Origin of the sequence: Streptomyces sudanensis (assembly GCF_023614315.1) — a bacterium.
Lineage (GTDB): Bacteria > Actinomycetota > Actinomycetes > Streptomycetales > Streptomycetaceae > Streptomyces > Streptomyces sudanensis.
Map to the genome: position 1 here is coordinate 1199419 of NZ_CP095474.1, position 12801 is coordinate 1212219.

Annotated in this window: 7 protein-coding genes and 1 pseudogene; 3 read left to right on the plus strand and 5 right to left on the minus strand. The window is 73.6% G+C overall.

Annotation, left to right across the window (positions count from 1 at the left end; genetic code table 11):
* Positions 1-563: 563 nt before the first annotated feature.
* Positions 564-1810 (plus strand): annotated as a pseudogene (locus MW084_RS05470) (M28 family metallopeptidase); the annotation flags it as partial.
* Between the two features lie 95 nt (positions 1811-1905).
* On the opposite strand, the gene MW084_RS05475 reads toward MW084_RS05470, so the two are convergent.
* Both MW084_RS05475 and MW084_RS05480 read right to left on the minus strand, forming a co-directional pair.
* The gene (locus MW084_RS05475; RefSeq protein WP_010476447.1) at positions 1906-3147 is read right to left on the minus strand and encodes a LolA family protein; all 1242 of its coding nucleotides are present in this window, start codon (positions 3145-3147) and stop codon (positions 1906-1908) included.
* A 302-nt stretch (positions 3148-3449) separates the two neighbouring features.
* Positions 3450-4460: a polyprenyl synthetase family protein gene (locus MW084_RS05480; protein ID WP_010476449.1), complete on the minus strand. Its 1011-nt coding sequence runs from the start codon at positions 4458-4460 to the stop codon at positions 3450-3452.
* Positions 4461-5069: 609 nt separating this feature from the next.
* Between MW084_RS05480 and fahA the strand changes: the two genes are divergently transcribed.
* A complete protein-coding gene (gene fahA, locus MW084_RS05485) occupies positions 5070-6305 on the plus strand; it encodes a fumarylacetoacetase (RefSeq protein WP_010476451.1) in 1236 nt (411 codons plus the stop codon).
* A gap of 309 nt (positions 6306-6614) precedes the next feature.
* Positions 6615-7166, plus strand: coding sequence for a hypothetical protein (locus tag MW084_RS05490; protein WP_029553522.1), 552 nt, complete (start codon positions 6615-6617; stop codon positions 7164-7166).
* A 419-nt stretch (positions 7167-7585) separates the two neighbouring features.
* Here the strand turns inward: MW084_RS05490 and nuoN are convergent, their stop codons facing one another.
* From nuoN to nuoL, 3 genes are read right to left on the minus strand one after another with little or no spacing between them, the layout of a single operon-like run.
* Positions 7586-9235: an NADH-quinone oxidoreductase subunit NuoN gene (gene nuoN, locus MW084_RS05495; protein WP_010470895.1), complete on the minus strand. Its 1650-nt coding sequence runs from the start codon at positions 9233-9235 to the stop codon at positions 7586-7588.
* Positions 9232-10842 carry an NADH-quinone oxidoreductase subunit M gene (locus MW084_RS05500; protein ID WP_010470894.1) on the minus strand — a complete coding sequence of 537 codons (1611 nt, stop codon included), beginning with the start codon at positions 10840-10842 and terminating at the stop codon, positions 9232-9234. Before MW084_RS05500 ends, nuoN begins: the two co-directional genes overlap by 4 nt.
* A gap of 5 nt (positions 10843-10847) precedes the next feature.
* On the minus strand, positions 10848-12788 hold the full coding sequence (gene nuoL / locus MW084_RS05505; RefSeq protein WP_010470893.1) for an NADH-quinone oxidoreductase subunit L: 1941 nt from the start codon (positions 12786-12788) through the stop codon (positions 10848-10850).
* Between the last annotated feature and the right edge of the window lie 13 nt (positions 12789-12801).

The window sequence follows — 12801 nt, forward strand, 5'->3', positions numbered from 1 at the left end:
AATCTCGGATCCAACTTAAGCATCANGACAANANNGTANNNCGGNNATNCGNCTCCGGCNGNCCCGCCCGTCCTGCCCGCCCCGCCGTACGAGCGGGCCCGCCGGAGCCGGATCGCAAGGGCCGCCCGGCAGGACACCGGCGGGGCTCCGGTGCCGCATGAAACGCGTGGTCCGATCGTCCGACGACCCGTCACGAGGCACGGGAAAGGCGGGAGTTCTGCGCACAGTGCCCCCGATCCGTCCGGTATGCGGACTCCGATGACCGGAACAAACCCTTGACGCGCGAATGAATTGTCGCTGTACATTCAATCCCGCACGACGGGGCCGCCCGGCTGGGCTCGGAACACCGAGCACACCGGTCACGCACCACAGCTCCCCCGCGCCGCGACACCGCCGTCGCAAGGCGTCCCGCACGTTCCGTCACCATCCCCATCCCCACACGGAATCCGGAGCCCCCCACATGACGTCCCTCGCGTCCCCCATGCCCAGACGCACCGCCGCGGTCGCCGCCCTCGCCCTCGCGGGCCTGCTCGCCACGACCGCTCCCGCCGCCACCNNNNCNNCCGCCGCCCCCACCCAGGCCCGCACGGCGTCCGTCGGCGCGACCGCCGCGCCGGACATCTCGCTGACCAGCGTCAAGGGGCACCTCACCCAGCTCCAGTCGATCGCCACCGCCAACGGCGGCAACCGCGCCCACGGCCGCCCCGGCTACAAGGCGTCCATCGACTACGTGAAGGCCAAGCTCGACGCCGCCGGCTTCGTCACCACCGTCCAGTCGTTCACGTACAACGGCGCCACCGGCTACAACCTGATCGCCGACTGGCCGGGCGGCGACACCAACCAGGTCCTCATGGCCGGCGCCCACCTGGACTCCGTCTCCTCCGGGCCCGGCATCAACGACAACGGCTCCGGTTCCGCCGCGGTCCTGGAGACCGCGCTCGCCGTGTCCCGCGCCGGGCTCAAGCCCACCAAGCACCTGCGGTTCGCCTGGTGGGGTGCCGAGGAGCTGGGCCTCGTCGGCTCGAAGCACTACGTGGCGAACCTGCCGACCACCGAGCGCTCCAAGGTCAGCGGCTACATCAACTTCGACATGATCGCCTCGTCCAACGCGGGCTACTTCGTCTACGACGACGACCCGGTCATCGAGAAGACCTTCAAGGACTACTACGCCGGCATCGGCATCATCACGGAGGCCGACACCGAGGGCGACGGGCGTTCCGACCACGCTCCGTTCAAGAACGTCGGCATCCCCGTCGGCGGCGTGTTCACCGGCGCCAGCCGGACGAAGACCACCACGCAGGCACAGAGGTGGGGCGGCACGGCGGGGCAGCCCTTCGACCGCTGCTACCACTCGTCCTGCGACACGATGGCCAACCTCAACGAAACGGCGCTGGACCGCAACAGCGACGCCCTCGCGCACGCCGTGTGGACCCTGTCCGCCGGGACGGGCGAGCCGCCGACCGGCGGCACGTACCAGAACACCACCGACGTGGCGATCCCGGACGGCGGCACCGCCGTCACCTCCTCCGTCACCGTCGGCGACCGCACCGGCAACGCGTCCTCCGCGCTGAAGGTGGGCGTGGACATCGTCCACACCTGGCGCGGCGACCTGGTCGTCGACCTGGTCGCCCCGGACGGCACCGCGTACCGGCTGAAGAACGCCAGCAGCGGCGACTCGGCCGACAACGTCAAGGAGACCTACACCGTCGACGCGTCGAGCGAGACCGCGAACGGCGTCTGGAAGCTGCGCGTCCAGGACGTGTCGCGGTACGACACCGGCTACATCAACAGCTTCTCGCTGACCTTCTGAGCCGTCCGGCCCCGGCCCCCCGGGCCGAAGGCGGCTCCGGGCCGGGGTCCGTCGCGTCCATGCGACGGGCCCCGGCCCGCTTCCTGCCGTACGGGCTACCCCGCGGCCTTCTCGGCCGCCGCCACCAGGACCTTCTCGGTGACGGCACCGACGTACACCGTGCCGTCGTCCGTCATCAGGGCGTTGACCAGGCGGGTCTTGAAGACCATGCCGGACCCGAACTCGCCGGTGACCCGCTTGCCCAGACCGTCCAGGAACTGCTGCGCCTGGGCGGGCATCTCCTCGGCCCCGGCCTCGCCGGCCCCGGTCCCCCGGGACGCGTCCGCCGGGACGCCGCCGCCCGGCCCGGCCAGCTCGACGACCGTGGTCCAGCCCTCGCCCAGGACGTTGCGGGCCGGCTCGCCGCCCCCGCCCTCCAGGCCCTCGAGCTTCTTCTCCAGCGCCTCGCGGTCCTTCGCCTCCGGTCCGGCGGCCGGCCCGTCCCCCTCGACGACCTCGGCGCCCTTCGGGGGCGTGAACGTGAACGCCGACGCGTCCGGCTTGCCGAAGTCGACCCGGGTGAAGCCGACGTCGACCGCCGCGGCGCCGCCGCCGCTCGGCGTGAGCGTGAACTTCAGCGGCACGCCCTTCTCCGCGTCGACCGCGACCTTCACCGAACCGATGGTGGAACCGCTCTGCTCGGGCTTCACGACCAGCTGGTAGGCGTCGCGCCCGGCGACCCGCGCCGTGCCCTCGACGGTGACCGAGGTCGTCCCCTCGGCCGCCGCCAGCATCCGGGCCGCGAGCTCCTTCGGCGTGACCGGGGGCCGGTCGGCGCCGCCGGCGTCCCGGCCGTCCGCGCCGCGGCCCTCGTCCAGGCCCTTCTCGTGGCGGACCTCGCCGGACCGGCTGTCGTACGCCCACGCCTGGCCGCCGTTGCGCACGAGGGTGTACTCGCCGCCGCCGTCCCGGACGGTCAGCCGCTGCCGGTCCGGGCCGTCCGCCGCGACCTCCAGCGTGTGCGTGCCGGACGCGAGCCGCATCAGCTGCTCCTCGGCGGACTTCGCCTCGGCGGGGTCCCCGCCCATCAGGTCGCCGAGCCCGGCGAGGGACGGCAGGCCCAGGTCCGTGGTGGCCTTCAGCGTGCCGGACAGCCGCTGGGTGTCCGAAGCGGCGATCCTCTCGACGAGTTCCTGCGCGGTGATCTCCGGCAGGTCCGGGTCGCCGGAGGCGGCGAGCGCCGGGACGAGCCCGATGGTCGCCGCCGCCACTCCCGCCACCGCGACCGGGACCGCGTACCGCGCCACTGTCCGGCGCGCGGGTCGCGGGGTCTGTGCGTCGCTGTCGTTCGGTGCCATGTCTGCGCTACCTCCGTGGTCTGGTGTTCCCATTCCACCGAACCGGCGGCGCGAAAGCGTCAGACCACGGGATCAACCCGGCGTACCTCTCCGGGATGACCCCGTCTCAGGGTCCTCCCCCAGGAGGTCCCGCACGCCCCGCACCCGCAAGGGGCCCCGTACGCCCGGAGGTTCGTCCGGTGCGCGCACGGACGGGCCGGCACGTCCGCGGGAAGGTCCCGCGCGCCCGGGGCCTTCCCGTACGCGCCGGGGGACCCGCATCCGCGCCCCGTCCCCGTACCGCGCGGGCGGGCGCACCCGGTTCAGCGCGCCCGGTGCACCACGAGGTCGCACAGCTCGGCGAGCGCGGCCTTCGCGTACCCGTCCGGCAGCGGGGCCAGCATCGCCCGCGCCTCGTGCGCGTACCGGACCGTGTCGCGGCGGGCCATCTCCAGCGCGGGGTGGACGCGCAGCCGGCGCAGCACCTCGGCGTGCCTCGCGTCGTCCGTCAGGTCGCCTTCGAGGAGCCGGACCAGCTCCACGTCCTCGGCCCGGCCGTTCCGCTCCGCCAGCGCGCGCAGGTGGAGGACCGGCAGGGTGGCGATGCCCTCGCGCAGGTCGGTGCCCGGCGTCTTGCCGGACTCGTGGGAGTCCGAGGCGATGTCCAGGACGTCGTCGGCCAGCTGGAACGCCACGCCCAGCCGCTCGCCGTACTGCGTCAGGACCTCCGTGAACCGGTCCCCGGCACCCGCCATCATCGCGCCGAACCGGCCGGAGACGGCGACCAGCGAGCCGGTCTTGCCGGCGATGACGTCCAGGTAGTGCTCGACCGGGTCGCTCCCGTCCCGGGGCCCCGCGGTCTCCAGGATCTGCCCCGTGACCAGCCGCTCGAACGCCTCCGCCTGGACGCGCACCGCCTCGGGGCCGAGGTCCGCCAGGACGTGCGAGGCGCGCGAGAAGAGGAAGTCGCCCGTGAGGACGGCGACCGAGTTGCCCCAGCGCGTGTTGGCGCTGTCCACCCCGCGCCGCACGAGCGCCTCGTCCATCACGTCGTCGTGGTACAGCGTGGCCAGGTGGGTGAGCTCGACCACCACGGCCGCGGGGACGACGCCGGGCGCGTGCGGGTCGCCGAACTGCGCGGCGAGCATCACCAGGAGTGGCCGGAACCGCTTGCCGCCCGCCCGCACCAGGTGCTGCGCCGCCTCCGTGATGAACGGCACGTCGCTCTTGGTGGCGTCGAGCAGCCCGGCCTCGACGGCCGCCAGCCCGGTCTGGACATCGGCTTCGAGGGCCTGGTCCCGCACGCTCAGCCCGAACGGCCCGACTGCGGTCACGAGGGGGTCTCCTGTCTGCGGACGATCACACGGATTGCCGGTGTGTCGCTGGATTCACTCACGTCAGCGTATCCGGTCCGGTTTGGATCGCCGTGGGCGCCTTCCCGCCACCCCTGTCATGTCCGCGGTCTCCGGACATGGCCGAAACCCGCCTGTGGAAGGGGGTCGCCGCAGGCACCCCGGGCCCGCCCGGCAGGGGTGGGGGGGGGCTCCCGCCGCCGTCGGCGCCGGCTCCCTCCGGGTCCGGAGGCACCGCCTCCCGGGTCGCGGGGGCGGTGCCTCCGGACCCGGAGGTCCCGTGGGGCGCCGGTCGTGCCGGGCCCGTGGGGGCGCCAGCCCCTTTGCCGGACCGCGAGAGCACGACGGGGGGACCCATACGGGCTCCCCTCCCCGCCACCCGCTCCGGAGGACCCGCGGGCGGGCCGGGCGGCGGCGCCCGGCGCGGCCCGGGACCGGGCGGGCGCCCGGGACCCGCGGCGGCGCGCTCCCGGCCCGGCGGGACCGGCGTACGGAGGGGGTGACGGGAACCTCTCCGCACCGCGCCTGGGAGAAGCGCGCGCCCCGGCCGTAACGTGTCCCCTACACACGTGGAAAGCGAGGCAAGCACCGATGTCCGAGCAGCCCTCCCCGAGCCCGCTCGATCTGGCCGAAGGCGACCCCTTCGGCCCGCACAACCTCCCGTACGGGGTGTTCTCGACCGCCGCCGAGCCCGACCGCCGCAGGGTCGGCGTGCGGATCGGCGACCACGTCCTGGACGCCGGGGCCGCGGCGCACGCGCTCGGCTCGCCGTACGCCGGCCTGCTCGCCCAGCCCTCCCTCAACCCGCTGATGGCCGCGGGGCGCAGGGTGTGGCGCGACGTGCGCCGGGCGCTGACGGCGTGGCTGACGTCGCCCGCGCACCGCTCGGACGTCGAGCCGCTGCTGCACCCGCTGGACGCGGTGACGCTGCACCTGCCGTACGAGGTGGCCGACTACGTCGACTTCTACGCGAGCGAGCACCACGCGTCGAACGTGGGCCGCATCTTCCGCCCGGACGGCGAGCCGCTCACGCCCAACTGGAAGCACCTGCCGATCGGTTACCACGGCCGCTCCGGCACCGTCGTGGTCTCCGGCACCGACGTGGTGCGCCCCTCCGGGCAGCGCAAGGCCCCGGCCGACCCGGCGCCGGTCTTCGGGCCGTCCACGAAGCTGGACATCGAGGCGGAGGTCGGCTTCGTCGTCGGCACGCCGTCGGAGCACGGCCGCCCGGTCGCGCTCGGCGACTACCGCGAGCACGTCTTCGGCCTGACGCTCCTCAACGACTGGTCGGCGCGCGACATCCAGGCGTGGGAGTACGTGCCGCTGGGCCCGTTCCTCGGCAAGTCGTTCGCCACGTCGGTGTCGGCGTGGGTGACGCCGCTGGAGGCCCTGGACGCGGCCCGCGTGGAGCCCCCGGCCCGCGACTTCCCGCTGCTGCCGTACCTCGACGACTCGGGCGAGGACGAGCCGGGCGGCTACGAGCTGCACATCACCGTGAAGATCAACGGCGAGGTCGTCGCCGAGCCGCCGTTCTCCACCATGTACTGGACGGCCGCGCAGCAGCTGGCGCACATGACGGTCAACGGCGCGTCGCTGCGCACCGGCGACCTGTACGGCTCCGGCACGGTCAGCGGGCCCGAGGCCCACCAGCGCGGCTCCCTGCTGGAGCTGACCTGGAACGGGCGGGACGCGCTCGACCTGTCCACCGGGAAGCGGACGTTCCTGGAGGACGGCGACGAGGTCACGCTCACCGCGTGGGCGCCCGGCCCGGACGGGGCGAAGGTCGGCCTGGGCGAGGTCACCGGCCGGATCACGCCCGCCGTCTGACCCGCCGCACGCCCGAGGGGCCCGGCACCCGGTTCGGGGTGCCGGGCCCCTCGTCTCCCCGCGGGGACGCCGCGGCGGCCCGCCNTCNNCGNCNGGGCTTCCCCGCCCGGGCGGGGCCGGCGGACGGTCGTCCTTCCGGGTGCGGGCGGGGGTGTCGCCGCCGGGGGCCGCCGCCGCCCGCACCCGGTGGCCGACCCCGGGTGCGGGCGGCGGCGGCGCGGCACATGCTGCTGGGGGCGGGGCGGGGGGCCCGCCCGGATCCGGCGGGTGCCCGGAAGCACCCGCGTCCCGTCCCAGGAGGAGTACCGCATGAACCCGAGAGGTCCCCTGTCCGCCGTCGCCGTCGCCGCCCTGGTCCCCCTGGCGCTCCTGACGGGCCCGGCACCCGCGGCGGCCGCCCCCGGCGGCGACACCCCCGCCGCCGTGCTCGCCGACCTGATGACGGCGTACGGCGCGACGCAGAAGTACCACCGGGTCGAACGGGCCGTCGAGGACGGCTACCTGCCGCTGCGGGGCTGCGTCGCCCGCGCCGGCGAGGGCGGCATGGGCTACCACTACGTCAACAAGGCGTACAACAACACCACCGATCCGGCGAAGCCCGCCGCCCTGATGTACGAGAAGGCCGAGGACGGGACGCTGCGGCTGGTCGGTGTGGAGTGGTTCGTCGAGGACGCCGATCAGGACCCGGCGACCGACGACGACCGGCCGACGATGTTCGGCCAGCCCTTCCTCGGGCCGTCGGCCGGGGTGGAGGACGGCGTGAAGGTCCACTACGACCTGCACGTCTGGCTCCACAAGCCCAACCCGAAGGGGATGTTCCACGAGTGGAACCCCGATGTGCGCTGCGCCCCGGAGGGCTGATCCGCGGCCCGTCCCGCGGTGCCGCGCCCCTGCGGGGAGCACCCCCGGGGGCCGGGCCGCCCGCGCGGACGTGCCGGGTCCCCGGTCGCCGTCTCCGCGCCGGGCACCCGGCACGGCCGGCGCCGCCGCCCCGGTCGCGGCGTCCACCGCGCCCCGCACGTCCGGCGGCTCGACCCGGCCGGCGGTCCGGTCGGCGGTCCGGTCCGTGCCCGGCCGGCCGCCCGGTACGACGCCGGTACGGCCCCGGCGCAGCCCCGGTACGGCCCCGGTACGGCCCCGGTGCGGACCGCCCGGGACCACCCCGGTACCACTTCGGTACCACCCGAAGGGGTGACCCGCCCATGGCGCGGCCGGGCGGGTCGCCACCCCGACCCGCCCGGCCGTGCCGTGCCCGCCCCGTACGCCTGCGGGGCGGGCGGCTACCGGACGAACACCCCCGCCTGGCCCGCGAGGTCCAGGAAGTACTGGGGGGCGACGCCCAGCACCAGCGTCGCCGCGACGCCCACGCCGATCGCCGTCGTCGTCAGCGCCGACGGCACGGCCACGGTCGGGCCCTCCGGGTGCGGCTCGCTGAAGAACATCAGCACGATGACCCTGATGTAGAAGAACGCGGCGATCGCCGACGCGACGACGCCCACCACCACCAGCACGCCCGCGCCGCCCTCGGCCGCCGCCTTGAACACGGCGAACTTGCCGGAGAAGCCCGACGTCAGCGGAATCCCGGCGAGGGCCAGCAGGAACACCGCGAACACCGCCGCCACCAGGGGCGAGCGCCGCCCCAGGCCCGCCCACCTGGACAGGTGCGTCGCCTCGCCGCCCGCGTCCCGCACCAGCGTGACCACGGCGAACGCGCCGACGGTCACGAAGGAGTACGCCGCCAGGTAGAAGAGGGTGGACGACACCCCGGACGGCGTCGCGGCGATGACACCGGCGAGGATGAAGCCCGCGTGGGCGATCGACGAGTAGGCGAGGAGCCGCTTGATGTCGGTCTGCGTGATCGCGACGATCGCGCCGGCCAGCATCGTGACGATGGCGACGCCCCACATGACGGGCCGCCAGTCCCAGCGCAGCCCCGGCAGGACCACGTACAGCAGGCGCAGCATCGCACCGAACGCCGCGACCTTGGTGGCCGCCGCCATGAAGCCCGTGACCGGGGTCGGGGCGCCCTGGTAGACGTCCGGCGTCCACATGTGGAACGGCACGGCGCCCACCTTGAACAGCAGTCCCGCCATCACCAGCGCGAAGCCGAGGAGCAGCAGCACGTCGTCGCCCATGGTCGCCGCGAGCGCCGGGGAGACCGTGCCGGCCGAGCCCTCCACGACGTCCGCGATCCGGGCGTACGAGACGGAGCCCGCGTAGCCGTACAGCAGGGCGACGCCGAACAGCAGGAACGCGGAGGCGAACGCCCCGAGCAGGAAGTACTTGACCGCGGCCTCCTGCGACATCATCCGCTTGCGGCGGGCGACGGCGCACAGCAGGTACAGCGGCAGCGAGAGGACCTCCAGCGCGATGAAGAGCGTCAGCAGGTCGTTGGCGGCGGGGAAGACGAGCATGCCCGTGACGGCGAACAGCATCAGCGGGAACACCTCGGTGGTGGTGAACCCGGCCCTGACCGCGGCCTTCTCGTGGTCGCCGCCCGGCACGGCGGCGGCCTCGGCGGCGAACGAGTCGACGCGGTGGCCGTGGCGGGCCGGGTCGAGGCGCCGCTCGGCGAAGGTGAACACCGCGACGAGCGCGGTCAGCAGGATCGTGCCCTGGAGGAACAGCGCGGGGCCGTCCACCGCGACGGCGCCCATCGCGGAGATCCCCGCCCTCGTCGTGGCGTGCCCGGTCAGAGCGAGGCCGACGACCGCGGCGAACGCGCCGGCGAGCGCCGCGGCGCTGAGGAGCAGTTGCGCGTGGTACCGGGCGCGGCGCGGGACGACGGCCTCCACCAGGACGCCGAGGACCGCCGCGCCGACCACGACGAGGACCGGGGCGAGCTGGGCGTACTCGATCTTCGGGGCGGGGATCGCGCCGAGCGGTTCGGCGGCCGTCGTCCACAGGCCGTGGACGTGCATGGTGCTCACTTGGCCGCCTCCACATCGGGCCGGGGGTCCTTCTGCTGGACGTCGGACATGGTGTGCCGCACCGCCGGGTCGACGATCTCGGTGAGCGGCTTCGGGTAGACGCCGAGGAGGAGCAGCAGCGCGATCAGCGGCGTGATCACGGCCAGCTCGCGCGGCCTCAGATCGGGCATGGACCGGACCTCCTCCTTCACCGGACCGGTCATCGTCCGCTGGTACAGCACCAGCGTGTAGAGCGCGGCGAGCACGATGCCGGTGGTGGCGACGACGCCCGCGACCGGGTACCGGGCGAACGTGCCGACCAGGACCAGGAACTCGCTGACGAACGGCGCGAGGCCGGGCAGCGAGAGGGTGGCCAGGCCGCCGACGAGGAAGGTGCCCGCCAGGACCGGGGCGACCTTCTGCACGCCGCCGTAGTCCGCGATCAGGCGCGAGCCGCGCCGGGAGATCAGGAACCCGGCGACCAGCATCAGCGCGGCCGTCGAGATGCCGTGGTTGACCATGTAGAGCGTGGCGCCGCTCTGGCCCTGGCTGGTCATCGCGAAGATCCCCAGGATGATGAAGCCGAAGTGGGAGATCGACGCGTACGCGATCAGGCGCTTGATGTCCCGCTGGCCGACCGCGAGCAGCGCCCCGTAGACGATGCTGACCAGGGCCAGGATGACGATCGCGGGGGTGGCCCACTTCGACGCCTCGGGGAACAGGCCGAGGCAGAAGCGGAGCATCGCGAACGTGCCGACCTTGTCGACGACGGCCGTGAGGAGCACCGCGACGGGCGCCGTGGCCTCCCCCATCGCGTTGGGCAGCCAGGTGTGCAGCGGCCACAGCGGGGCCTTCACCGCGAACGCGAGGAAGAAGCCGAGGAACAGCAGCCGCTCCGTGCCGGTCGCCATGTCGAGTTCGCCGCTCGCGCGGGCGGCGGCGATCTCGGGGAGCGAGAAGTTCCCCGCGGCGACGTACAGGCCGATCACGGCGGCGAGCATGATCAGCCCGCCGGCGAGGTTGTAGAGGAGGAACTTCACCGCGGCGTACGACCGCTGGGCGGCCGCCTTCCCGTCGTCGCCCGCGTGGGCGCGGTCCCCGAAGCCGCCGATGAGGAAGTACATCGGGATGAGCATGGCCTCGAAGAGGATGTAGAAGAGGAAGACGTCGGTGGCCTCGAAGGAGAGGATCACCATCGCCTCGACCATGAGGATCAGCGCGAAGAAGCCCTGGGTGGGCCGCCACCGCTTCGACGGGGCCCCCTCGGGGCCTTCCCCGCCCGGGTGGGGCGGAGAGCTCGGGGAGGGGTCGGCGTCGTGCCACCCGGCGAGGACGACGAACGGCACCAGCAGGGCGGTGAGCGCGACCAGGGCCACGCCGATGCCGTCCACGCCGAGTTCGTACCGCACGCCGAAGTCCTCGATCCAGGCGTGCGACTCGGTGAGCTGGTACCGGTCGCCGGCCGGGTCGAAGCGGACCAGGACGGCCGCGGCGAGGGCGAGCGTGCCGAGCGAGAACAGCAGCGCCAGCCACTTGGCCGCGGTGCGCCGGGCGGCGGGCACGGCGGCGGTGGCGATGGCGCCGATCGCCGGGAGCGCCGCCGTGGCGGTCAGGAGGGGAAAGGACATCGCGGTCACACCGCCCTCATCAGCAGGGTCGCGGCGATCAGCACCGCAGCACCTCCGAACATCGAGACCGCATAGGAGCGGGCAAAGCCGTTCTGCAGCTTGCGCATCCGGGCGGAGAGGCCGCCCATCGCCGCCGCCGTGCCGTTGACGACGCCGTCGACGAGGGAGTGGTCGAGGTAGACGAGCGAGCGGGTGAGGTGTTCGCCGCCGCGCACCAGGACCACGTGGTTGACGTCGTCCTGAAGGAGGTCGCGGCGGGCCGCCCGGGTGAGCAGCGAGCCGCGCGGCGCGACCGCGGGCACCGGCCTGCGGCCGTACTGCGCGTACGCGGTGCCGGCGCCGATCAGTAGGACGGCGACCGTCGCCGCCGTGATGACGCCGGCGCCGATCGGCGGGTGGCCGTGCTCGAAGTCCGTGACCGGCGTGAGCCAGTCGACGAACGCGCCGTTCAGCGAGAACAGGCCGCCCGCGAAGACCGATCCGAAGGCCAGCAGGACCATCGGAACGGTCATGGACTTCGGGGACTCGTGCGGGTGCGGCATCTCACCGGGCGCCGCCTCGGCGCCGGGCTCCACGTCCGCCGTCCGCTCCGGGTCGGGGGCGGGCCGCCAGCGCTTCTCCCCGAAGAACGTCATGATCATCACGCGGGTCATGTAGTACGCGGTGAGGCCGGCGCCGAGCAGGGTGACCGCGCCGAGGATCCAGCCCTCGGTACCGCCCTTGGCGAACGCCGCCTCGATGATCCGGTCCTTGGACCAGAAGCCCGACAGGCCGGGGAAGCCGATGATCGCCAGGTAGCCCAGGCCGAACGTCGCGAACGTGACGGGCATGTACGTCCGCAGGCCGCCGTACCTGCGCATGTCGACCTCGTCGTTCATGCCGTGCATGACCGAGCCGGCGCCGAGGAACAGCCCGGCCTTGAAGAAGCCGTGCGTCACCAGGTGCATGATCGCGAAGGCGTAGCCGACCGGGCCGAGGCCCGCGGCGAGGATCATGTAGCCGATCTGGGACATCGTGGAGCCGGCGAGGGCCTTCTTGATGTCGTCCTTCGCGCAACCGACGATCGCACCGAACAGCAGCGTGACCGCGCCGACCACCACCACGGCGAGCTGCGCGTCCGGCGCCGCGTTGAAGATCGCGCCGGATCGGGTGATCAGGTACACGCCCGCCGTCACCATCGTCGCCGCGTGGATGAGCGCCGACACCGGGGTCGGGCCCTCCATCGCGTCGCCGAGCCAGGACTGCAGCGGCACCTGGGCGGACTTGCCGCACGCGGCAAGCAGCAGCATCAGCCCGATGGCCGTCAGCACGCCCTCGGAGGCCCCGTCGGCCGCGCCGAGCACCGGCTCGAAGGCGAACGTCCCGAAGGTGGTGAACATCAGCATGATCGCCACGGACAGGCCGATGTCGCCGACGCGGTTGACCAGGAACGCCTTTTTCGCGGCCGTCGCCGCGCTCGGCTTGTGCTGCCAGAAGCCGATCAGCAGGTACGAGGCGAGGCCCACGCCCTCCCAGCCGAAGTACAGCAGCAGGTAGTTGTCGGCGAGGACGAGCAGCAGCATCGCCGCGAGGAAGAGGTTGAGGTACCCGAAGAAGCGGCGGCGGCGCTCGTCGTGCTCCATGTACCCGATGGAGTAGACGTGGATCAGCGTGCCGACGCCGGTGATGAGCAGGACGAAGGTCATCGACAGCTGGTCCAGGTGGAAGGCGACGTCCGCCTGGAAGCCCTCGACCGGCACCCAGGCGAACAGCCGCTGGTGCAGGGCCCGGTCGCCGGCGTCCCTGCCCAGCATGTCGGCGAAGAGCACCGCGCCGACCACGAAGGAGGCGGCGGCCAGCAGCGTGCCGATCCAGTGCCCGTACCGGTCCAGGCGCCGGCCGCCGCACAGCAGGACGGCCGCTCCGAGCAGGGGCGCCGCGACGAGCGGCGCGATCAGGTTCTCCACGATTCAGCGACCC